This is a genomic window from Pedobacter frigiditerrae (genome assembly GCF_032678705.1).
In the GTDB taxonomy this organism is placed as follows: Bacteria; Bacteroidota; Bacteroidia; order Sphingobacteriales; family Sphingobacteriaceae; genus Pedobacter; species Pedobacter frigiditerrae_A.
Genome location: NZ_JAVTSS010000001.1, coordinates 1,529,835 through 1,555,217, shown reverse-complemented (window position 1 = coordinate 1,555,217; position 25,383 = coordinate 1,529,835). Strand labels below are relative to the sequence as shown.

The window sequence follows — 25,383 nt, the reverse complement described above, 5'->3', positions numbered from 1 at the left end:
AGATGGCTAGAAGCAAACACAAACATCATAAACATCGCTATGCTCTACCAAGTCCTGGTTCTAGTCCAGGTATGGTTTATATTGATGAAAATTCTTTAGCTCCTCATATCAATTTATATAGTTATAATGAGAGTTATTATAATGTAGAGAAGCTTGAAAACATTGAAGGTTTAAAACAACGATTAACTGATACAATCCATAATTATTGGGTTGAAATAAAGGGCTTTAACTCTATTCAACTATTCGAAACCTTAACCAAGGATTGGAATATCAACAAGCTTATTTTAGAAGATATTACGAGGACTTACCAACGCCCTAAATATGAGGAATATGGTGCCTACGATTTTGCCATAAGTAGGATGTTATTTCTAGATGAAGAAAATAGTTTAGAGAACGAACAATTATCTTTCATTTTAACCAGCAACGTATTATTCACTTTTCAAGATAAGTATGAAGACTGTTTAGACCCAATTCGTAATCGTTTAGAAATAGGAAAAGGTAATATTCGCATTGGCGGAAGCAGTTACTTGATGTACGCCTTAATGGATATGATTGTTGATGAATATTTTGCCGTTTTAGGTTCTTGGAGCGAGCAACTAGACTTGATAGAAGATAGATTATTTGAAAAACCAGATAAAACTATCATGTACGACACTCAATTAATTAAGCGTAACCTAATTACCTTGAGAAGAGTTGCTTGGCCAGAACGTGATAAGATGAATGACATTTTAAGAACTGATAGTCCGCTGATTGGTGAAGCCACTAAAGTTTACCTTCGTGACGCTTACGACCATTGCATACAGATCATTGATATGGTTGAATCTTTAAAGGAGATTTCGGCAAGTAATATAGATATGTATTTATCTATCATTAGCAATAGGATGAATGAAATTATGAAGGTGTTAACTATCATTTCATCTATCTTTATTCCGCTAACATTTATTGCAGGTATTTACGGTATGAACTTTAGTAGGGAAGACCCAGTTACTGGAAAAATATTACCTCAAAATATGCCAGAACTCTATCAAGAACATGGTTATTTATACACTATGATAGTGATGGGAATAATTGCGGTTGTACAAGTAATTTACTTTTGGAGGAAGGGCTGGTTTAAGTAGTTCATTGGTTCATTGGGCGAAGTTTATTAGAATAAGAATAAGTCGTCATTGCGAGAGCCTGCTCCGACTTTTCGGAGGTCGATTCTTCATCGCCCGAAACAATCTCCTCTTGATAAATATTAATTTGAAAAGCAAAACCTGTATTCCAATTAAGGGTTCTGTCCCGCTATTGTTACTGCCATAAAGAATGGCATCCACGACTATCGGGTTTAGTTAACAAAAGTTTGATTTTTATAGGTAATAGAGCCAACAAAAAGATTAGTAATTTGAGACAAATATTATCAATGAAGTTTATTAGAATTATAAAAGATAATTTAATCGTTGCAATAATAATCATTATTGCTATTCCATTAATTATACTTATTTCACCAATAATATTTATTTCCAACATTAATAATCATTTTACAAATAAGGCACGTTTTAAAGCTTATCAGGAATATTTATTAATGATTAATGGATGTAATTTCTTTTGTTACAATAATAAACAGTCAGTACAAAATTTAATTGAGCAACAAGTCTTACCCTTTCTTGACACCAATATAAATGTCATTTTTTTGGATGGTAGAATTCCTGTTTCAGATTTTAATAAATCTTACATTTCAACTGCATTATATGGCATTAAGGATAAGAAAGGCTTCCCTTATTTATTAAAAATTAGAGATGGGGTTGTGGTAGATAAATCAATTAATGCAGAGTTACATTATGCAATTAATCATAATGAAACTATGAAATCTTTAGTCGATAAAATAGATTTGTTTTTTAAGGTTTAAAATGCTTCAAGTGGGTTGCCCGATATCACTAATCACATGCGGAGCCTACGTTTCAATTATCCCAGAGGGATAATATATGTATAGTAATTACAATGCATACATTCGACCCCAGCTGGGGTCGCACATAATAATTATGTTTTAGCTATAAACATTAGACCCCGTTGAGGTCTAAAAACAAGTTTTATAAATTTTTATTAGCATTTATAATCCGTACTGCCATCAATCCTCTAAAAATTTAATTGTTTATATTAGAGCCTCTAATAATCCTCTGGTTAAGCCCTAGAGTTTCATAAGCATGAACGATTACTATCTCGATATTCAGGATTGCTTAGTCTTTCCTCCTTGTAATGACGGAACTGCTCAAAAGAACCACTACCTCAGTTCTATAAACCTTTCCCGATAGCTATCGGGAGAAGTGTATGCCGTTTTTCTCGGCAGCAACGAAAAGAAGGAATGCTCCCGATAGTTATCGGGATGCCAAGAAATTCTGCCACTGTTTTTCTAATGTTAAAAAACCTTTTATATCTATTCTAAATGGCTTTTTGTGGCATTTTGAAAATAAATTATTTCTATCTTAGTAGCTTATGCAATCATTTGATTTAGATAAAACAGACGTTTCTAAACTGAAGCAAGCAATAAGTGGTGATAATGAACTACTTAAAGCTACGCTAGCGGAATATCACGCCTCTGAAATTGCTATTTTATTTGAAAGCATAAGTAGTGAAGACCAGCAAAGAATCATCAATTTGTTGGATGTTGAAATTGCTTCTGAGGTAATTTCTGAGATGCATGAAGAAGCGCATCCTGAAGAATTGCTTTTGCAGTTACATCCAGACAAACGTACCGAAATTGTTGAAGAGCTTGATTATGATGATGCGACGGATATTATTTCGCAATTAGAGGAGCACGAACAAAAGGAAATTCTTGAAGACCTGAGTGAGGACGATGCATCGAGCATCAGGAACTTGATGAGTTACGATGAGGAAACTGCTGGTGGTTTAATGAATACCGAAGTTATCCGAATTAACCTAAACCTCACTAAAAAAGATGCAATCGACGAAATCATTCGACAGAGTGAAGAGATTGAAGAATTTTATACCGTAAACGTTGTTGATGACGACAATATATTTAAAGGAATTGTTTCTTTAAAAGACATCATTAAAGCTAAAGGCAATGCCAAAATAACCGATATGGTTAATGCAGATGTGGTTTATGTTAAAGCAGAAACTGACCAAGAAGAGGTAGCAAAGCTAATTTCCCAATATAATTTAACCAGTATTCCTGTTGTTGATGATGAAATGCATTTACTAGGACGTGTTACATTTGATGATGTGATTGACGTTTTAGAAGATGAGAATACAGAAGATTTCCTGAAAATATCTGGGGTATCTGAAGACGAAGAATTAAGTGGTAACTGGATTGAAGCGGTAAAATCTCGCCTACCTTGGTTAATTATCAATTTAGGTACAGCTTTTCTGGCATCGGCGGTTGTTCGTCATTATGAAAGTACTTTAAGTCAGTTAGCTGTACTTTCTGCTTATATGGTAATCATTGCAGGAATGGGAGGGAACGCAGCCACGCAAGCCTTGGCCGTAACGGTTAGGCGTATTTCATTATATGATTTAACAGACAATCAAGCTTATAGAACTGTTTTAAAAGAGTTTACAGTAGGTTTAATTAATGGTGCTGTAACAGGCTTAATCGTATTTATTTTTGCTTACTTTTTTGATGGACAACCAATGTTAGGCTTAGTTATTTTTATGGCTATGACTGGTAACTTAGTTATTGCAGGGATTACTGGTTCGAGTATTCCTTTGGTGCTAAAACGAGTTGGCATTGACCCAGCTATTGCATCATCTATAATTATTACGACATTTACAGACGTTTTCGGATTTTTACTTTTACTAGGATTAGCTAGTAAACTACTTTTATAAAACGAGATTAAATAGAACATATTAATAAAACGAATAAATAAAATATGCAAACATTAAGACACGATTGGACAAAGGAAGAAATTTCAGCAATTTATCATAAGCCATTTTTAGATTTGGTTTACGAAGCTGCAAGTATTCATCGTGAGCAAAAAGATTACAATGAGGTTCAAATTAGTTCATTGATATCTATAAAAACAGGTGGCTGTGCAGAAGATTGTTCTTACTGTCCGCAAGCTGCCCGTTACCATACTGACTTAGAGGTACAGCCCTTAATGCAAATTGGTCAGGTTGTTAGTGCTGCCGTAAAAGCAAAAGAGGGTGGAGCATCTCGTTTATGTATGGGTGCTGCTTGGCGTGAAGTGAGAGATAATCGTGATTTTGATCGTGTTATTGAAATGGTTAAGGCAGTTAACGATATGGACATGGAGGTTTGCTGTACCTTGGGGATGTTAACTGAAAATCAGGCACAACGTTTAGCTGATGCAGGTTTATATGCCTATAACCATAACATAGATACTTCTGAAGATGATTATAAAAGAATTATCTCTACCCGTACTTATGACGACCGTTTAAATACAATTAAGAATGTACGTAAAGCAAAATTAACAGTTTGTAGTGGTGGTATTATTGGTTTAGGCGAAACGCCAGAAGATAGAATTGCAATGATACAAACATTAGCCAATATGGAAAAACACCCAGAATCGGTTCCTGTTAATGCATTGGTGCCTGTAAAAGGAACACCTCTGGAAGACCAACCACGTGTACCAATTTGGGATATGGTAAGAATGATTGCAACGGCAAGAATTGTAATGCCTAATTCTGTTGTCCGTTTAAGTGCTGGAAGAATGGAAATGAGCACTTTAGAACAAGCTTTCTGTTTCATGGCTGGTGCGAGCTCTATTTTTGCAGGAGATAAATTATTAACTACTCCGAACCCATCTTTTGTAGATGATATGGCGATGTTTGAATTGTTAGGCTTAAAAACCAGGGAAGCCTTTAAAAATGGCAGACCAGAAAATACAATTAAAGAAGCGGTTACAGTATAATATTTTTAATTATTAGGCTAAAGTTTAAGCCGCAGATTCGCAGATTAATAATCTGCGAATCTGCGGCTTTCTCCATTGTTTTTATTTTAAACTGCGGTAACCCTAACTTCTATATTACCTTTGGTAGCTTTAGAATACGGACAAACTTTATGTGCCATATCTGCTAATCTTTGAGTTTCGTCGTGTGAAATGTTTGGAATATGCACATCCAAGTCTGCAGAAAGTGCAAATTCCTTACCATCTTCATTAAAAGATACTTGAACATTAACTGTTGCTTCGCTTGTATCAACGCCTTCACGTTCTGCAACACTACCTAAGGCACCTAAATAACAACCACCCCAAGCTGCAGCAAACAACTGCTCTGGGTTTGTAGCACCACCTTGTCCACCTAATTCTTTTGGTTTTTTTAGTTCGAAATCTATAATTCCATCACTAGATTTAACGTGCCCATCTCTACCACCTTTTGCTTCAACAGCACCTGTATATAACTTATTCATAATAACATCCTTTATTCTCTAAACAAATTATTAGCTAATAAGGTTTTGTTTTAAGCTGACAACTTTAAATTTTAAGTTTCTCTGCTAATTTAAAAATATCATAAGCTACTTTTTGAATTGAATCAAACTGTTCTGCAATAATCATATTTTCATCCTCAATATTTGGTTCTGCAATATTTTTTCTACGAATTAAAGGAACGTTACTAATATTTTCTTGATGAATTAATAAATTTTCAGAAGATAGATTTAACAAATACAACGTATTTTCAGAAACTGGTTTTAATTCTTCAAAATTACTATGAACAAATTGATGCTCTTTTTTATACAATGACAATGTTGCTATATAAGATGATAGCAGATGATTTAACACTGTAAACTGATGTAATTCTTTAATGTGCATTTGTTTACTCTTAGGTTCAGAGAACATCCGTTGAAATAAAGAAGCAAGATTTGATGTGCTCACATAAACAGATTTTCTAGCTAATTTGTAATTAGTTAAGTTATGTGTTTGCTCAAAATAAAGTAAAGTTACTTCCTTAAAATAATTGGAATTTGCTTTAATGATATCCATCATTGCTTGTTTTAGCTTTTCGTGTTCCCAATTAGGGAATAAAGAATAACTTGCCAGCAATGCAATTCCTGAACCAATCAACGTGTCATAAATCCTTTCTCTAGCAATAGACATGCTTCCCATTCCCAAGAAATCAAAAAGCACCAAAATGTAAGGTGTCATGAACAGCACGCTGACAACATAATTTTTACGCTGAAAACTATAACTGCCAATCATGCAGATTAACAGGATTACAAATAGTGTATTTTTATCATTAATGTACATTAAAATGCCCATTCCAATAAATGCACCAACAATAGTCCCTATTAAACGTTGGATATTTCGTTCTTTTGTTAAACTAAATCCAGGCTTAGAAATAACCAGAATAGTTAAGAGTATCCAATAGCTATGTTCAAAATTTAAACTTTTGGCAACTACAAAACCAATCAACATTACTATTGCTACACGAAGTGAGTGTCTAAATGTAGAAGAGCTAAAGGTTAAGTTATCAAGCAGTAATTTAACATCTGTGCTTTGCCTGGTTACAAATTTATCTACATCAATGTCTCTGCTCTTTAAATTCTTCTTTTCCTTTTTGTTGAAATAACCATTAATAGTTTTTACTCTCGAAACGATATTCTCAATATTTACCTCAATGTTCTTTAAAGCTATTAAGCCAAGTGTAGTATATTTTTCATCACTATTAACTTCTAGCTTAGTAATTTCTTCCTTTAGCTTTGCTACATCATCTACCAAGTTATGAGCTAATGTTGGTGTTCCACCACTTTTCAATGCAAATGAAATTTCATCCAGCGACGTTGCAATTTTATTAATTACATCTTCATACTGGGGTAAAATACCAATGGAATCGAACTGCTCGTGTAGTTGTTTGTAATTGTAATAGGTAGACATTACTTGTTCAAATAAATCGACCATGTCTACAAATACAAGCAACAAAAATCTTCCTTCTGGTGTAGATTCTCTTACTATTTCCCTTGTCCTAAATAAAACCTCTCTAACTTCATCCTGCTTTTCATGAACATGTACCTGCAATTGTAATAGCTCTGCGTAATTCTTTTCATAATCAGCATTTTCATGATAGAACTTTGCTTTTGCTCTCAAAAACTCACTAACTTGTAAAATAGAATCACTTAATATTTGCTGTACTAACCTGTATGGACGAAGCCTGTAAACGAAATAACTTAGTAGCGTATACCAAATACTGCCAACAAAAATCAATAAGGCATAAAATAAAACTTCTCTCCATGGCCTAATGTCATCAATGCTCAAAACCATGATGAGTAAAACAGAAATACCTATGGAAGCAGCTCTATCTCCATAAATAGAGAGCATTGAAAATATGAAACTGCAAATAACCAATAGCGTTCCAGTTACAATGATGCTCTTGTTTGTTAAACCTACAATAATTGAGATGACAGAAATTAACACAGTTGTAATTAACATTGCATTTCTGCGATGCACAATAGGGCCTGGAGAATCTACCACACTAATACATAACGCACCTAAGGAAAGTGTCATTCCGTATTGCAACATACCAAATTGGGCTAAAAGCAAAGAGGGGCAAAGTACACCAATTGTAATACGTAAGCCATCTGCAAAATAGGTACTCAGCAAAAAGTCTTGTATATTTCTAATTGGTTGATTGAACATGACACAAATTTACATTATTTAGGTCTTAAAAAGCTTCGAAAATCATACTTTAAAAACAAACATTCTTGCATAAAAGAGAAAATCAAGCAGAATATCATTTTCTATTTTACTCTTTTTTTAGCTAAAATGTGAACAAGACAATTTGAAGCAATTGTTAATAACATCAAAAAATATAATGGTAAAACAATACATTCTCGCTAATAGTTATGTTTTTTGATTATTTAATATGTTGATAACCTAATTATTAAGGTTCATAACTTGTTAAAAAGAAAAATCGATTTTACTTGACAAGTATTGCTTTAGACACTAATTTAGATGATATCAATAACGAAGTACTTTGACAGTCTGATAGAATAATCCAAAACAAAAATGAAGTCGCAAGGCTAAACTTTTTGGGAGTATTCAAAGCTTTAACATCAAATTCGAGAAACATTGCAAAATGTTAATCGGTTTACATTAAGAAGTCGCAAGACGGATAGCATGTAAAAGATTAAAGTAATTTAAAACTCAATCACCCGAAAGGGAAAGATAAGTTTCTAATAACTACCAGGTTTAAGACCTATAATTAATTTGATACAAATTCGACAAGCGTTGCAAAATGCAAAATCGTTTTACATTAAGAAGTCGCAAGACGGTTAGCATGTAAAAAATTAAGTTATCAAATAATCACTCGCAAGAACGGATAATTGAAAGACTTAACGGTTGTAAAACCAGTAATTAGTTTGAAAAGCAATATCGGGCACTATTATTAATTGCCGCATTTTACGGAGTAAAGCAATATAAATAATAGGTTATAAACGAGTTCAGGAATTCGCAAGATGAACAGAACCACGAATTAGGTTAAGTATATTCAATTGATGCCATATTTTTGACTACGGTTAAGGATAAGGTTAAAACGGAGAACCAAATCGAAAGAAGAGGGTCTCCGTTTTTCTTTTTACAGCTTTTTTATTCTAAATAACTATAATCTTTAAATGGTAAATACTAAATTTAAGGTATTATGTCAAAGGCTGCACTTCAAGATAAAAATTCCTCGAAAAAGATATTTGTTTTAGATACATCAGTTATTCTCTATGACCATGATGCTGTAAATAATTTCCAAGAACATGATGTTGCTGTTCCGATATTAGTACTAGAAGAATTAGATAATTTTAAAAGTGGTAACGATACAAGAAATTTTGAAGCTAGGAATTTCATAAGATTGATAGATAAGGCATCTAAAAATCATTTGATTAACAAGTGGTTTAACCTAAAGAAAAATAGTCTGGGAAAATTTAAGGTTGTTTTAGATGAACATCCAAAAAAAATTAATGCAGAAAAGCTATTTGGTGATGGGAAATTTGATAACCGCATTTTAAATGCTGCGCTAGCTTTAAAAGAAGAAAATCCAAAACGTAAGGTTATATTGGTTTCAAAAGATATTTGTTTGCGTTTAAAAGCTAAAGCTTTAGACTTGTATGCAGAGGATTATGAAACTGGTAAAATTAAAAATGCTGATGAACTTTATACTGGTAAGACGGAAATATCAGATTTTTCTAACGAAATAATTGATGAGCTAAAAAATAGCGGAATTGTTGATGCTTCGTCCTTAATGTTACCCTATACAGATTCGAATCATTTTTATGTCTTAAAAAACAAGAAGAAAAGTGCAATTGCATTTTATGATAAGGTTGCTAAAAACTTAAGATTTATTTTTCAAGAATCTGCCTTTAATATTTATCCTCGCAATGCGGAACAATCTTTTGCCATTGATGCCTTACTAAACCCCGATATTAAATTAGTTAGTATACAAGGAAATGCTGGCACTGGTAAAACTTTATTGGCCTTAGCAACAGCTTTAGAGCAAAGAAAAGATTTCAGGCAAATCTACATAACCAGACCAATTGTTCCGCTAAGTAACAAGGATATCGGTTTTTTACCAGGTGATGTTAAGGCCAAGATAGACCCTTATATGGCACCAATATGGGATAATTTAAAGTTTATAAGAGAACAATTTGCTGGGGATGAGAAAATGCTTTTCAAGATTGATGAATTAATCCGTACAGAAAAAATTCAAATTGCCCCACTTGCTTTTATCCGTGGAAGAACAATTACTAAAATTTTCTTCATTGTTGATGAGGCGCAAAATTTAACACCACATGAGGTTAAAACCATTATCTCAAGAGCTGGTGAACATACAAAAATTGTATTTACTGGAGATATTTATCAAATTGATACACCATATTTAGATTCTGAGAGTAACGGATTATCCTATTTAATAGAAAATGCAAAAAAACATCCGCTATATGCGCACATAACCCTACAAAAAGGGGAGAGGAGTGAGCTAGCAAACTTGGCAATAGAATTACTTTAATGGTGCTTTCTTAAGGCCCTTGCTGCTATTAGTAAGGCAATTAGTGTTATTATCGCACTAAAGATAAATGGTGCTCCTGGAAAATAAATACTATTATTTTTATTGATAAAATAAGCGAATATAAAAGCCATAGTTATGGGCCCAAATATAGCCCCTAAACTTTGCATACTTGTAATAATCCCCTGTATTTCTCCTTGCGCATTATCCGGTACTTGATTTGATATAATGGTTTGCATGGCAGGATTTCCAATACCAGCTAAACAATATGGAAGGATAAAAATCATCATCATTACGCCATTTGGAGCAAATGCAAAGCAAAGAAATCCGATAATGTATAAGCTAAATCCTAGCATTATAGCATTTTTCGCTCCAATTTTTGGAATTACAATCCTTATAAGTCCACCTTGTACTATTGCTACAAATAGACCAACTATACTTAATGAATAACCTATCATTGCAGGATCCCATTTAAATTTTTCCATAACATAGAAACCCCAGTTTGATTGTACGGAATGACTGGCAATATAAAGTAAAAGTAAAGCAGTTATAAGCCCGATAATTGCTGGATATTTTGATGCACTAATTAATGAGCCAATTGGGTTTGCTCTTTTCCATGAAAATTCTCTACGTTTTTCTTTAGCCAATGATTCAGGAAGAATGAAATAACCGTATAACCAATTGATTAAAGATAAAGCAGCCGCCACCATAAATGGTGCTCTAATACCAAAATGGCTTGCGAATGACCCAATTAACGGCCCAATAATAAAACCAATACCAAAGGCAACTCCAACTAATCCAAAATTTTGAGCTTTCTTTTCTGGTGTACTAATATCGGCAATGTAAGCCATCGCCGTGGTAAAACTTGCACCTGTAATTCCAGCAATAATTCTTCCCAGAAATAATAAACCAATCGTTTGTGCGAACGAGAGAAAAATGTAATCAACACCTAAACCAAATAATGAGATTAGTAAAATAATTCGCCTTCCATATTTATCACTTAAACCACCAACGACAGGCGAGAAAAGATATTGAGAAATTGCATAAGCCAATAAGAGCAAACCGCCAATCTCAGATGCTTGAGCTAGAGATTTACCCGAAAGTTCTTTAATTAAATTAGGTAATACCGGAATTATGATTCCAAAACCAATACAATCAATTAATATGGTAATAAATATAAAGCCTAGGGCTGATTTTCTTGTGGTCATTGTAAAGGTTTGATGTAAAAATATAGTTTTTAAACTTAAATAATTCTAATGATGGCTTAACTTCATAATATCCAGTTTGTAATTTACCAATTCTAAATTCATTAACAATATCATCAAAATAAGTTTAATTGCTCATTAACAGGAGGTTTAGCTTTCCCAAAAACAGTTCTTCCTCCAAATTTCCAAGATTCATTTCTTTCTTTCTCAATTAGTTCATCAAAATTTTCATTGGGGATAAAATCTTTTTCAACTCGTTGAGAAATTTGAGATAATGATTTGATGGCCTGTGTCTTATCAGAGTTGCCCAATTTAGATTTATCAATTGCACGTTGTAAAGTTTTTATGGTTTCATCATAAACATTCACAGGAACAGGGAAGGGGTAGCCGTCTTTTCCGCCATTGGCAAAAGAGAAACGAGCTGGATCCTTAAATCTTGATGGATTTCCATAAATTATTTCACTAACTAAAGCTAAAGATTGCAAAGTTCTAGGACCAAGCCCTTCCAACAATAAAAGTTCATCAAAATTCGAAATGTTTTTGTCTTGAGCTAACCATAAAATAGCACCTAATCTTTTTATATCAATATCTTTTGCTTTCACATCGTGATGATTTGGCATAACCAGTTTATTAATTTCAGCTATCATTCTATTTGGAGACTCTGAAGTTATACTAAGCATTGATTGTTTTAGTGGAGTAGCTCTTTTATCGGTTAGATTTAAAATCTCTCCTTGATTTTTCCCATAAATAAAGGTATGAGGCTCTTCAGTAAAAGAATTTATAGCTGATGAATGCCAATGATATCTACGTGCTGTAGAACTTTTATCATTCATTCCTTGCTGAATAACCGTCCAATTTCCTTCATTACTTATAATGAAATTGTGTTGATATAATTGAAAGCCATCTTGAATTGCAGTATTATCAACTTTTGCACTTAGTTTACTGCATCTAACCAAATCCTTTGTATTTAATCCATTCGAGTCTGAAAACTTCGCTAACTCCATTGGTGTCTGACGAGATAATTTTCCTTTTCCACCACAAATATAAATCCCAAATTCTTTAGCAAGTGGATTTATACTTCTTTTTAACGCCCTCATAACTGAAGTTGTTATTCCAGATGAGTGCCAATCCATTCCCATTACCGCTCCTAAGCTTTGAAACCAAAATGGGTTACTCATTCTAGCTAAAAAATCATCCTTTCCTTTATTTGCTATAATTTCTTCTGTAATTGCTAAACCTAACTTACCCATTCTTTCGGCAAGCCATAACGGAACGTGACCGTAATGTAAAGGCAAATCTGCAGTTCCAGCTCTCTTCATAATACTAACAAATTTAGTAAAATGAAATTAAAATTTCTTATTTTGTCTTGATAAATTTCTTAGCATCTTTTTTCATAATTAATTTGTCGGCCGGTAAGCTGTTGGTAAATGGTGGATTATCGCCTCTAAAAAAAGGAAAATAATTTCCATTTTCGTAAATAATGGCAAAAAGAAATTCTCCTGCTTTAGGATTCAAAATATTTCTGCCATCGAGTAATTTAACCATATAGCAACCTAGCGTATTTTGGTTAAGTATTTTACAGTTGCATTCATACCTGTAATTGTTAACCACAGTAAAGACTGCATTATTCTCTTTATCCACTTTAACGAAGGCATCACCCAAGGTAATAGATTTTGCTTTGTATGTGCCAGAGAAATCAATTTTATTTTGTGAATAAATATTGCTGAAAGTGATTAGAAAAATTAGATTAAAAAATAGAAGTTTCATATTATTTTTAAAATAAATTTAATAAAAATACACGAATTTTAATTGTCCTATAATTAATATTATGTTAAGTAATATTTTACAACATATCATATACACACTGACAACTAAATTAAAACTCGTTAAGTTTTCTTCTTAATTCTTGAACTTTATCCAATCTGTTCTTCCTTGTGTAGATTTGAATTAAAAGTTGAATTGTATTTCTATCATTTGGATTAATCTCATGAGCTCTTAATAAAGTTATTTCCGCACGATTAATAAAGGAGCCCATCTTTTGTTTGTTTTTTTCCTTTAAGCTCTCATTAGAATTATTTATATAAACTAATCCTAATTGATATAATGCATCAAAATAATTTTGGTCGATATCTAAAGCTTTTTTAAAAGCTAGCTCTGCGGTTGATTTATTATTTGATTCTGATTGCTGTAGATAGCCATAAAGATAAAGTAACAATTTATTTCTTTTTTCGGTAGATATTGATCCTTCGATAATTTTAACTGCTTTATCATACTTATCATTATCTAGCAATAGATTAATGTAATCGTTGGTTAAATACGGATGATATGGGTTAATTATTAATCCATCCTCTAAAGTTTTTATGGCAAGTTCACTCTCAAATTTTGAGCTATACATATTGGCAAGATATTGAAATACAATTGGATTCTTGATGCCATTTTCTTTAGCTCTTTTATAATAGGTTAAAGCTTCGTTGTAATATTGAATATTCTGTGCACAAATTGCTGTATTTACTGCTAAAGTTGTATCTGTAGGAAAGAAATCGCTTACTTGTTTTAATAGTTTGTATGCAGTAATAAAATCATTTTGCTGGTAAGCTTTATTACCATCTTTTTGCTTTTTGATATTGATGTTGTGATTTGCAGCTGTAACTAAGGCGCCATTAGATTGATATTTATCTAATGTTTTTGCTTTCTCATAGGCTTCAACTGCTAAACCATAGTATTTATCTGCATTGGTTTCATTATCATCAATAATTGCTACATAAGAGCTTAAATATGCTTTGATAGCCCAAGTTTCTGGCCAATTTTTGGTCTTTTTATCTACTTGAGCTAATTCCAGAGCCTTCATCCCCTCACCTATTATAGTCAGTTGCTTTTTAAAATCTTCTTTATTTGCAATGCTTGCCTGAAGTTTTCCTACGCTATTTTGTGCAATTTGAACTTGAGATGTTTGAGCAACAGCTTGGAAACTAATTAAGAGAAATAGCGAGATTAAATACTTATTTATCATTTCACGGGTATTGATATCACAAAAATAACAAAAAAAAAGAGGGATGATTAATCCCTCTTTTAAAAACATTTTTACATTCTAGTTTTTTGCAGGAATGGCGTCTAATCTTTTCTTAACATCATTAAAATTAGTCACATCATTTTTAAAGCCGTAGATCTGTTTCAACGACTCTAAAGAAGGTACATAATTTGTATCTAATTCAGTTGCTTTTTTATAAAAAGGCAAAGCTTGATCAATAAGTTTGGTCATTTTTACTGTCAAAGCATCAAGCTCTTTAATTTTCTTCTGATCTAGTTTGTTTTTTTGTGCTTGAATTTCTAAGGCTTGCTTGTAATAAGTATCTCCCATTAGATGATGATAAATTGGTTTACTAGGGTCTTTAGCTATTAATTTATTTAACATCTCTTGAGATTTAACAATATCCCCTCTTGTAATGTATATATCAGTTTCAACACCAATAAAAGCAGCATCATCAGGAAATTTAATAGATGCTTCCTTAAGTAAGGCTAAAGCAGCAGTAGTATCTTTTACAAATTCTAGGGTAGTGTTAATTGCATCAGAATAAAAATCCTTAGCATTAGGTACATTAAGACTAATTACTTTTTTATACTTTTCAATTGCTTGAGGATAGTCTTTTGCTAATTTAGCTGTTACCGCTGCATTAACAATCATAGAAGTATCATTTGGATTCAATGCAATTAATTGATTAAACCCAACTAAAGCAGCAGCATAATCTTTTTTATAATATGCTCTAACCGCTCTTCCGCTTATTGCATTTATAATGTTAGTTTGCGCTAAAGCAATGTTGTCTTTTTCCGAAGATTTAGCGTCAAGGCTTTTCGCTTTTTCAATTGCTTCTTCTGCTATTTTTTGCTTCGCAACAGAGTTCTCAATATTTACAGAATCTGTCAATGCAATTGAGGATGCAAATAATGCTCTATAAGACCATGCATCAGGCATTACTTTAGACTTTTCATTTGCTATTGCAAGATCTGTATGACCTAAGCCTTTATTTAAGCTCGCCATTGTTTTATCGAAAGGCTGTTTGCCCCCACTTACTAATGTGAATAAATCCCATGCTTTTTTTGCTTCAGCAACTTCACTCTTTTGAGCATTAGCAAGTGTAGCCACACCTACAAATAACATACTTAAAAGTAATTTTTTCATATTGTATTTAGTTGTTTTTTAATGTAATGAAACTATAAAGATTTGCTTTTTTGATTTGTCAAATCTTGATAGTTCCATTTTTTATTTTTTTTCGAAATTATATTAATTCTCTTCTGTTTCTTCTTCGGTATCAGGATTGTTATCTTCCGTAGGTTTTTCTCCTGTTGTTTCTACCGAATCTGTGGCAGTTTCTTCTGTTGAGCCCTCTACAACCACACCTTCTTCTACTTCTTCAATCTCATCTTCGTGTTCAATTTTAGCTACAGATGCAATTTCATCATTACCTTTTAAAGTAATTAATCTAACACCCTGTGTTGCTCTACCCATAACCCTTAACTCGCTCACTACTATCCTAATAACTATACCAGATTTATTGATAATCATTAAGTCATCAGCATCTGTTACATTTTTAATAGCAACTAATGCGCCAGTTTTTTCAGTAACGTTAATTGTTTTAACTCCTTTACCTCCTCTGTTTGTAACGCGATAATCGTCAATATCAGTACGCTTGCCGTAACCTTTCTCAGAAACTACTAATACAGTTGCAGAAGGGTCATCAATGGCAATCATACCTACAACCTCATCCTTATCATGTGCTAAAGTAACGCCTCTTACTCCTGTTGCAGTTCTTCCCATTGGTCTAACCGTACTTTCGTTAAAGCGGATTGCTCTTCCAGAACGTAAAGCCATTACAATTTCACTGCTTCCAGTTGTTAAGCTTGCTTCTAACAATTGGTCGCCTTCGTTAATGTTAATAGCATTAATACCATTAACACGTGGACGAGAATAAGCTTCTAGAGAAGTTTTCTTAATGGTACCTTTTTTAGTACACATGATGATGAAGTTATTCTCTAGATAATCTTGGTCTTTTAAATTTTTAACCTTGATATAAGCCTTAACCTTTTCTTCTTTAGGGATATTGATGATATTTTGTAATGCTCTTCCTTTACTTAATCTACTTCCCTCTGGAATTTCATAAACTCTTAACCAGAAACAACGTCCCGCTTCGGTAAAGAATAACATATAATTATGGTTCGAAGCAATTAATAAATGTTCGATGAAATCTTCATTTCTAGAATCACTTCCTTTTGAACCTTTTCCGCCTCTACCTTGCGTGCGGTATTCTGAAGCTGGTGTACGTTTAATATAACCTTCGTGAGAAATGGTAATTACAACTTCTTCATCTTCGATGAAATCTTCCATACTCATGTCTTCTGCCGAGTGAACGATAGTTGTTCTACGTTCATCGCCATATTTCTCAAGCATTTCAGCTAATTCATCCTTAATAATTTGCATTCTTAAAGTTTCGCTATCCAAAATTGATTTTAAATACTCGATGGTTTTCATCAATTCTGCGTACTCATCTTTAATCTTATCACGTTCCAGACCTGTTAACCTACGTAAGGTCATGTCTAAAATTGCTCTTGCTTGGATATCGCTCAAGCCGAATTGCTCCATTAAGCCAACTCTTGCTTCTTCTGGCGTATTTGATGCACGAATTAATTTAATTACTTCTTCAATATGGTCTAAAGCAATTAATAAACCTTCTAAAATATGTGCACGTTTTTCAGCTTCTGCTAATTCAAACTTCGTTCTACGAACAACAACATCATGTCTGTGGTCAACAAAGTGACGAATTAAGTCTTTCAAGTTTAACATTTGCGGACGGCCATGAACCAAGGCAATGTTATTTACACTGAAAGATGTTTGTAAAGCAGTTTGTTTGTATAAGTTGTTTAAAACGATACTTGCATTGGCATCACGTTTAATTTCGTAAACGATACGGATACCATCCTTGTTCGACTCATCTTTAATGTTAGATATACCTTCCAGTTTTTTCTCGCCAACCAATTCAGCGGTACGCTCAATCATCATTGCCTTATTTACTTGATAAGGAATTTCGGTTACGATAATTGTTTCGCGGTCTTTTACGGTTTCAATCTCAGCTTTAGCACGCATTACGATACGGCCTCTACCAGTTTCGAAAGCATCCTGAACACCTGAATAACCATAAATAATAGCTCCTGTCGGGAAATCAGGGCCTTTTACAAATTTCATTAACTCAGGAATGGTAATTTCGTTGTTTTCGATGTAAGCAACAGTTGCATTGATAACCTCAGTAATATTGTGTGGCGCCATATTGGTTGCCATACCTACTGCAATACCAGATGAACCATTGATCAACAAGTTTGGAACCTTTGCAGGTAATACTGTCGGCTCTTGTAACGAATCATCAAAGTTTAACTGAAAATCAACAGTATCTTTATTGATATCTGCCAACATTTCTTCAGCCATTTTCTGGAAACGTGCCTCTGTATAACGCATCGCTGCAGGCGAATCTCCATCAATAGAACCGTAGTTACCTTGTCCATCAACCATTAAATAACGTAAACTCCACTCTTGAGCCATACGTACCATTGTCATATAAACTGATGAATCTCCGTGAGGGTGATATTTACCCAATACCTCTCCTACAATACGTGCAGATTTCTTATAAGGTTTTCCTGCACCTAAACCTAAGTCTAACATACCGTATAAAACACGGCGGTGTACTGGTTTTAACCCGTCACGTACATCAGGCAAAGCCCTACTTACAATAACAGACATCGAATAATCGATGTAAGCAGACTTCATCTGCTCGTCTATGTTTATTGAAATGATTTTGTCGTTCTCTTGATTTTCTAAATCTTCTGCCATAAATAATATTGTTCGCTAAAAACGAATTTAAATTAGGTTTTACTATAACCTTGCGAATTTAACAAAATAACGCTCAATATGCACCTTAATGTGGAAAAGTTTTGCCCTTGGGGATAATGTTTTTTTGAGGTGAATTTTAATGTAAAATACATTGAATTGTTAGCCACAGATTAACAGATTATATATGTAATTTTCTTCAAATCTGCTAATCTGTGGCTTTAAATTTCTGTTTCAGCGGCTTACTATCCGTTACCAATACGGGGTTATTCATAATTGGTAATTTTGCAAACTTAATCACTTCGATACTAGGCACTCCAAAATCTAGCACAACTTTGCCGAGAATCAAATAGCATCCTTTACCTCTAAAAGGATAAATGGGAGAACTATTTGGAAAATGTGTGGTATCAAAGAAATTTCCTTCAATATCTATAAAGGTACCGAACCACATTTTGGTGTTTTTAATGGTGTGAACAGTTTTGTCACATACAAAGTTGCCTAACATTTTTACAGTTTTACCTTCATGTTCCTCTAAATTTTTAGCTAAAATATCACCGCGGTAATCTGTTTTGAGTAAATCGAACATATTCAAAGTAACGGGAAATCCCAGTAATTCTAGTTCCTGATAAGCATCTTCAATTAAATGATTATCTAAATTTGGTAAAACATATTCCTTACTGGGCAGGTGAAATAATTCTCTGTCTGCAACTATTTTGGTCTTATTTCCTAAGTAGTTATGAACTTCCCATAATAATTCTTTTTTGCTTTTGCCTGTAAAACGCAAAGCACCAATTCTAATTAATATAAGTGACTGTTCTAAAGTTAGATGGGCTCGTTTAATTAAATCTTCTAAATCGATATAATTACCATTTTGTTTCCGTTCCTGCGGGATAATTTCAATTAGTTTACTTTCCAACCCTTGGATACCAATCAAACCCAAATAAACTTCATCACCTTTGATATTAACAACAGCATCGCTATGGTTTACACAAGGTAAATTAACTTTTGCACCTGTTTGTTGCAAGGCATGCACATATACCCAGCGCTGATAAAATCCTCCGTAGTTGTTTAAAACAGCCACCATGAACTCCATCGGATGATAAGTTTTAAGATAAAGGCTTTGGTAGCTTTCCACGGCGAAACTAGCTGAATGTGCTTTAGAAAAACTATAACCTGCAAAACTTGAAACCTGTCGCCATACCTCTTTTGTAACAGTTTCATCTCTTCCTAGCTCTTTTGCCTTATCGAAAAAACGTTGAACCAGCTTATCAAATTCTATTTTGGCTCTATATTTACCGCTCATTCCACGCCTAAGAATATCAGCGTCTGCCATATCTAAACCTGCATAATGGTGACAAATTTTAATTACATCTTCTTGGTAAACCATTACCCCAAAAGTTTCTTGTAATTGTTCTTTCATTACTGGGTGTAAGTAAGTTACTTCTTGTGGCTTATGGTAACTCTGAATGTACATTTTCATCATCCCTGAACTGGCAACCCCAGGTCTAATGATAGAACTTGCAGCTACCAAAGTCAGGTAATCTTCGCACTCCAATTTTTTGAGCAATTGCCTCATGGCTGGAGATTCTATGTAAAAACAGCCAATTGGCGTACCAGCTCTTAACTGTGCATTTAAATTTGGGTCGTATCTAAAGGATTTAAAATCATGAATATCCACACGTTCCTTTTTATTCTTTAAAACCAACTGAACGGCTTCTCTAATGTGCCCAATACCACGCTGACTTAAAATATCATATTTATCTAATCCTATTAATTCCGCCTCATACATATCCCATTGCACGGTTGGCATTCCTTTAGGTGGCAAGTCTAAAGCCGTATAATAAGTTAAAGGTTCTTCGCTAATTAATATACCACCAGCATGTATGGAGCGCTGATTTGGCATATTTTGCATCATTGCATTAATAGCTAAAATTTTGTTAAACGTTGGATTGTGGCGATGGATATGGCCTTGCGAAGGGTCTGTAAAATTATCAATCTCACTCTTTGGTAAACCCATCACTTTGCCAATCTCTCTAATTATTGCCCTATCTTTAAAAGTACTCATCGTACCTAGAAGTGCTGTGTGTTCACTTTGATACCTTTTAAAAATATAATCTTGTACATCTTCCCTTTCATCCCAACTAAAATCTATATCAAAATCTGGTGGAGAAGTTCTTTTATGATTTAAAAATCGTTCAAAGTAAAGGTCTAAAGCAATTGGGTCAACATCAGTTATTTTAAGACAATAAGCTACTATACTGTTTGCGCCAGAACCCCTACCTACATGGTAATATCCTCTTTTCATTGCATAAGAAACAACATCCCAAGTAATTAAAAAATAAGCACAAAAATCAAGCTCGGCAATTACTTTTAGCTCTTTTTTAACTCTAGCTATTGCTTCCTTATTATTTTTCCCATATCGATAAGTCGCTCCCTCCATTGCTAATTTGGTTAACAATGATAAATCGTCTTTTATGTTTCCCGTAAAGCTTTTTTTATTTTTACGACCGAATGTATAATCATCCATACAGCAACTATCCAAAAGCCTCTGAGTGTTTTCTAAAATGAACTCGTAGTTTTCAAATTTTTGTTTCAGCTCATTCTCAGTAATTAACATTTCATCTTCTTGGCAGAAATCGTTTTCCATTAACTTTCCAAAAACCGTACTTAAACCAATAGCTCTTAAGTATTTATGTAACCTATGCTCAAGTTTATTTTTAACTGTTACTGGATGAAAAACAACCAACTTCTCTTTAATATTCGCTAATGATTTACCTGCAATTTTATTAAGTTCATTAGCTCTAACTCCTAAGTATTCGTTTTCTTTTAAATCAGTTTTACTGCCATAAGGATAAAGCACAAATGCATTTTTAAACTCAAAAGGTTCATTGGGTAAAGGCAGTTGATTCAAGTTATGATGAGTTAAAAAATCATTTAACTCTTTCATTCCTTCCTTATTTTTGGCAATGCCGATGTATAAAAGTTGGTTATCTCGTCTAAATTCTATTCCGATAATTGGCTTAATGCGATAGGCTTGTTTAATGATATTTCCATCTTCATCTTTCTCATCCAATCCTTCTTTTCGGCAAAGCCGAATAAACTCCATACAACCCGTAGAATTGTTGATATCCGTTAACACCATTTGATGTACATTCTTTCGTCTAGCTTCAGCAATTAACTCTTTAATGTCAATTGTACCGTATCGAAGGCTGTATTGAGAATGGACGTTGAGGAACATTTTTGAATAAGTTAATAGCTGATCGTTAATGGCCTATAGGCTAATCGCAATGCAAGGCTAAACATCTTGACTATTAACTATTAAGCCATTGACTCTCAACCTAATGTCGTCTGTATAATTTTTTAGTTTCTCCTTTACTAGGCAAAACCGTTGCCAGCTTAATCGTATCTACACCATAACGAGAGCGCATTCTATCCATACTTTGGTATAGGTTATAGATTTTTTCAGAAGGTCCATATAAACCAATTTGCTCATTTCCGCTTACCAGATGAGATAATTTTACACCAACCAACCTCAACAACATTCTTTTAGTGTAAAGTTTATCAAAGAGTTCTTTTGCCTTAGCTATTAGCGTGGTATCTAATGAGGTATAAGGAATTTTTGCCTGATGTGTAACCGTTTCAAAATTGGCGTAACGAATGGTTACCGTAATACAAGCGGTTAACTTCTGTTTTTGCCGAAGCTCAAAAGCCAACTTGGTAATCATATCCATTAAAATGATTTTCATACCCGCTATGTCCATGCTATCGCTATCAAACGTAGTTTGTTTACCTATGGATTTTTGTTCTCTGTAAGGCACAACAGGCGAATTATCTATTCCGTTTGCCTTTTGCCATAGGCTTAAGCCATTCTGACCTAATATCTTAAACATTAAATCTTGCGGAATTTGAGTTAATGTATGAATTTTCCTAACTCCCATTTCGCTGAGCTTCAAAAAAGTAGAATCGCCTAAGCCTGGTATCTTTTTAATGGAAAGCGGATTTAAAAATGATTGTACAGCTAACTTTTCAACTTGCAATTCCCCATCTGGTTTACACTCGTTGGTTGCCATTTTAGATACCGTTTTATTAACAGACAATCCAAAGGAAATTGGCAAACCAATTTGGTCCATTACCGATTGGCGCAGTTCGTGGGCAAACTTCATACAACCAAAAAACTTATCCATTCCGGTCATGTCTATATAATGCTCATCAATGCTGGCCTTTTCTAACAAAGGTACTTTCTCTTGTAAAAGCTCCGTAATTTGATGCGAATACTTACTGTACTCGTCCATGCTGCCTTTAACAAAAATAGCGTGTGGGCAAAGCTGACGAGCCATCCTACTTGGCATTGCCGAATGCACACCAAACTTACGAGCTTCATAACTACAAGATGCCACCACGCCCCTATCAGACATGCCACCAATAATAACGGGGTGTCCAGCCAAACTGCTATTTTTCTTTATTTCTACAGAAACAAAAAAAGCATCTTGGTCCATGTGTATGATATGTTTATCGGCGAATTCCATAATTACTAAACAAATATAATACTAATTATTTTAGTAATTAGAAATTATTTATCAAGATTTTAAACTAAAAATGTTAGTAAGTTTGGTTTGATAAAATTAGAAGAATTTGAAAAGCAGAAACAGAAGAGGATAGCAATGTTAGTCCTGCTGTACGTTTTACTTCGGGTAACCGCAAGGGTTACTCCTACGTGTTCACTTCCATCAGGTTTAGGAAACAAAAACTGTACAAGAAACAGCAGTTGCCTAGTTTAAGAGATTTGTAAATTTCATTGCCGTTGGTTTAAACCAACGGAAGAAGGAAAAATATGATTGAATATTGCAGGAACTATCTAATCCTAAGAACCAGAAGCTTTGTTAACTAAACCCGATAGACGTGAATGCCATTTTTTCTATGGCGGCAACAAATAGCGGGACTGCAATCGCCAAGAATTACTGACGTTGTTTTTCAAATAAGATTCTTCGCTGCGCTCTGAATGACAAAGACATTAAACCCAATCAATTCCTTTTTTAAGGAAATTTAATGTCTTTTCTTCTTCGCTTTCTGGTAAAACCTGCGGATTGTAATTCCATTTTGCAGTTGGCGGCAAACTCATTAAAATACTTTCTATACGGCCATTAGTTTCTAAACCGAACTTGGTACCGGCATCATAAACTAGATTAAACTCTGCATAACGACTGCGACGCAAATACTGCCACTCTTTATGCGCTTCGGTATATTCTTGGTCGCGGTTACGGTCTATTAGCTCTGTATAAACTGGCAAAAATGTATTGCCAACAGCTTTAGAAAACTCTAAAATCCGACTAAAATCTAGATTTGCGGTTTCTGGTTTTAGACGGTCGTAAAAGATACCACCCACTCCTCTTGTCTCTTCACGATGTTTAATGAAGAAATAATCATCGGCAGTTGCCTTAAATTTCGGATAAAAAGAAGTGTCAAAACTATCGCAGGTTTGCTTTAAACGATGATGAAAAAAGCGGGCATCAGTGGGGATTACATAATGTGGCGTTAAATCGATACCACCACCAAACCAACGAGTTTGCTCGTCCATTTCGAAATAGCGAATGTTCATGTGAATAATGGGTACGAAAGGATTTTCTGGATGCATGACAATAGAAACACCAGTTGCAAAAAAATCATCGCTATCTACTTTAAATGCCTTTTTTACAGCTTCAGGAAGTTTACCATGAACAGCAGAAAAATTAACGCCGCCCTTCTCTATCACATTTCCATTTTGCATGACACGAGTTCGGCCGCCACCCCCACCATCACGTTCCCAAAGCTCTTCTTGGAATTTTGCCTTTCCATCTGCCTGAACCAATCCCTCACAAATGCTATCCTGTATTTCTTGATATGCTAACGCTACTTCGTCCCTAAACATCGTCTATAAATTATATATCAAAGGTAAGGCTAATGAAATGCTTATGATTAACTAATAATTAGAATTACGTTTTTTTGACATAATAATAGATATGAGTATTGAGATATGAGATTTGAGACAAATGAACCAATGAACTACTGAACCGCTAAACTTCTACGTAATCTAAGTCTTTGTTAAAAGTTTCTTTAAGTTGGCTTAAGGCTATTAAGGCGATAACTAGACACACAAAACCAACTATCATTGCGCCTTGTAAAATACCGTACTGACCTTTTAAAAACTGGAATGAAAGTGTTACCGCCACAACAGAGCCACGAACAAAATTAGGAACAGTGGTAGTAACGGTTGCTCTTAAATTGGTTCCAAATTGTTCTGAAGCGATTGTTACAAATGTTGCCCAATAACCCGATGCGAAACCTAAGAACAAACTTAACCATATAAAGGTATCTGGCGTTAAGCCAGTTGAATATAAATAAACTACAATTGCAACGGCGGTAAGCAATAAGAAAATTAGCATTACCTTTTTGCGTGATTTTAGCATTTGACATAAAAATCCTGCAACCACATCGCCCACAGCAATACCTATGTAACAATACATGATTCCTTTACCCGCATTTATAACCCCTGTTGCACCTAAAGCTTTACCAAACTCTGGTGAAAACGTAATTAATACGCCTACCACAAACCAAAGTGGCAAACCGATTAAAATACAGCATAAATATTTCTTAAACCTACTTCCATTATTAAACAACATCCACATGTTACCACGTTGTATATTGGCTTCTTTAGCTTCCTTAAATAATCCAGACTCAGCTAAACCAACACGTAAAAACAATAATAACAATCCCATTCCGCCACCTATAAAATAGCTAGTTTGCCAAGCATAATGACCACCAATTAAGGCTGCTGCAACCGCACCGAATAAACCAACGCCGGCAACAATCATCGTTCCGTAACCCCTGTTTTCTTTACTCATACTTTCGGTTACAAGTGTTATTCCTGCCCCTAGCTCCCCTGCCAAACCTACACCTGCAATAAAGCGGATAACAATGTATGCAGGAACCGTAGTAACAAATCCATTGGCAATATTTGCTAAGGAATAAACGATAATAGAACCGAACAAGACGCTCAGCCTCCCTTTCTTATCTCCTAAAATGCCCCAAAGAATTCCTCCAACTAACATCCCAAACATTTGACTATTGATGATACTGGCCCCAACACTCAGCATATCATCTGCAGAAACACCCAAACTTTTTAAGCTAGCAACTCTAACTACAGAAAAAAGTATTAAATCATAAATATCTACAAAATAGCCTAATGCAGCTACAATAATGATGAGGGTTACGTTGCGCTTATTAGATGGGTTCATATGAGGTTAAAGTTTGAAGGCTTTAAACTACAAAAAAATAGATAGAAACAAAAAAGCCAACCCACAATGTGAATTGGCTTCTAAAATTAATCAACTATTT

The 25,383-nt window shown here is 34.1% G+C and carries 17 protein-coding genes; 5 read left to right on the top strand and 12 right to left on the bottom strand.

From position 1 onward, the window contains the following. Positions 1 to 2: 2 nt before the first annotated feature. The 4 genes from corA to bioB all read left to right on the top strand — a co-directional run bounded on the left by corA (position 3) and on the right by bioB (position 4,868). A complete protein-coding gene (gene corA, locus R2Q59_RS06200) occupies positions 3 to 1,118 on the top strand; it encodes a magnesium/cobalt transporter CorA (protein ID WP_316784453.1) in 1,116 nt (371 codons plus the stop codon). A 284-nt stretch (positions 1,119 to 1,402) separates the two neighbouring features. Then, complete coding sequence (locus R2Q59_RS06195; RefSeq protein WP_316784451.1) at positions 1,403 to 1,888, top strand: hypothetical protein; 486 nt, start codon at positions 1,403 to 1,405, stop codon at positions 1,886 to 1,888. A gap of 584 nt (positions 1,889 to 2,472) precedes the next feature. Beyond that, positions 2,473 to 3,822, top strand: coding sequence for a magnesium transporter (gene mgtE, locus R2Q59_RS06190; RefSeq protein ID WP_316784450.1), 1,350 nt, complete (start codon positions 2,473 to 2,475; stop codon positions 3,820 to 3,822). A gap of 44 nt (positions 3,823 to 3,866) precedes the next feature. Next, positions 3,867 to 4,868 carry a biotin synthase BioB gene (gene bioB / locus R2Q59_RS06185; protein WP_316766968.1) on the top strand — a complete coding sequence of 334 codons (1,002 nt, stop codon included), beginning with the start codon at positions 3,867 to 3,869 and terminating at the stop codon, positions 4,866 to 4,868. 86 nt (positions 4,869 to 4,954) lie between these two features. Here bioB and R2Q59_RS06180 read toward each other — a convergent pair whose 3' ends face one another. Next, positions 4,955 to 5,365 carry an organic hydroperoxide resistance protein gene (locus R2Q59_RS06180; protein WP_316766965.1) on the bottom strand — a complete coding sequence of 137 codons (411 nt, stop codon included), beginning with the start codon at positions 5,363 to 5,365 and terminating at the stop codon, positions 4,955 to 4,957. A gap of 64 nt (positions 5,366 to 5,429) precedes the next feature. Continuing rightward, positions 5,430 to 7,586, bottom strand: coding sequence for an FUSC family protein (locus R2Q59_RS06175; protein WP_316766962.1), 2,157 nt, complete (start codon positions 7,584 to 7,586; stop codon positions 5,430 to 5,432). Positions 7,587 to 8,586: 1,000 nt separating this feature from the next. Between R2Q59_RS06175 and R2Q59_RS06170 the strand changes: the two genes are divergently transcribed. Next, on the top strand, positions 8,587 to 9,939 hold the full coding sequence (locus R2Q59_RS06170) for a PhoH family protein (RefSeq protein ID WP_316784448.1): 1,353 nt from the start codon (positions 8,587 to 8,589) through the stop codon (positions 9,937 to 9,939). Here R2Q59_RS06170 and R2Q59_RS06165 read toward each other — a convergent pair. The 10 genes from R2Q59_RS06165 to R2Q59_RS06120 all read right to left on the bottom strand — a co-directional run bounded on the left by R2Q59_RS06165 (position 9,936) and on the right by R2Q59_RS06120 (position 25,283). Further along, on the bottom strand, positions 9,936 to 11,144 hold the full coding sequence (locus tag R2Q59_RS06165; RefSeq protein WP_316766955.1) for a TCR/Tet family MFS transporter: 1,209 nt from the start codon (positions 11,142 to 11,144) through the stop codon (positions 9,936 to 9,938). The two genes, R2Q59_RS06170 and R2Q59_RS06165, sit on opposite strands and share 4 nt — an antisense overlap. Before the next feature lie 113 nt (positions 11,145 to 11,257). After that, a complete protein-coding gene (locus tag R2Q59_RS06160) occupies positions 11,258 to 12,460 on the bottom strand; it encodes a DUF763 domain-containing protein (protein ID WP_316784446.1) in 1,203 nt (400 codons plus the stop codon). Between the two features lie 37 nt (positions 12,461 to 12,497). Continuing rightward, positions 12,498 to 12,908, bottom strand: a complete 411-nt coding sequence (locus tag R2Q59_RS06155) for a hypothetical protein (RefSeq protein ID WP_316784444.1) — start codon at positions 12,906 to 12,908, stop codon at positions 12,498 to 12,500. A gap of 109 nt (positions 12,909 to 13,017) precedes the next feature. Further along, positions 13,018 to 14,151, bottom strand: coding sequence for a hypothetical protein (locus R2Q59_RS06150; RefSeq protein ID WP_316784442.1), 1,134 nt, complete (start codon positions 14,149 to 14,151; stop codon positions 13,018 to 13,020). A 78-nt stretch (positions 14,152 to 14,229) separates the two neighbouring features. Then, positions 14,230 to 15,318 (bottom strand): tetratricopeptide repeat protein, encoded by a 1,089-nt coding sequence (locus R2Q59_RS06145; protein ID WP_316784440.1) that lies wholly within the window; start codon positions 15,316 to 15,318, stop codon positions 14,230 to 14,232. A gap of 102 nt (positions 15,319 to 15,420) precedes the next feature. Further along, a complete protein-coding gene (gene gyrA / locus R2Q59_RS06140; RefSeq protein ID WP_316766944.1) occupies positions 15,421 to 18,015 on the bottom strand; it encodes a DNA gyrase subunit A in 2,595 nt (864 codons plus the stop codon). A gap of 205 nt (positions 18,016 to 18,220) precedes the next feature. Then, positions 18,221 to 21,250: a DNA polymerase III subunit alpha gene (gene dnaE / locus R2Q59_RS06135; protein ID WP_316784438.1), complete on the bottom strand. Its 3,030-nt coding sequence runs from the start codon at positions 21,248 to 21,250 to the stop codon at positions 18,221 to 18,223. A 100-nt stretch (positions 21,251 to 21,350) separates the two neighbouring features. Next, entirely contained in the window at positions 21,351 to 22,538 is a 1,188-nt protein-coding gene (dinB, locus tag R2Q59_RS06130) for a DNA polymerase IV (protein WP_316766941.1), read from the bottom strand. A gap of 485 nt (positions 22,539 to 23,023) precedes the next feature. Next, on the bottom strand, positions 23,024 to 23,917 hold the full coding sequence (gene hemF / locus R2Q59_RS06125; RefSeq protein ID WP_316784436.1) for an oxygen-dependent coproporphyrinogen oxidase: 894 nt from the start codon (positions 23,915 to 23,917) through the stop codon (positions 23,024 to 23,026). Between the two features lie 145 nt (positions 23,918 to 24,062). Then, positions 24,063 to 25,283, bottom strand: a complete 1,221-nt coding sequence (locus R2Q59_RS06120) for an MFS transporter (protein ID WP_316784434.1) — start codon at positions 25,281 to 25,283, stop codon at positions 24,063 to 24,065. Positions 25,284 to 25,383 lie beyond the last annotated feature (100 nt).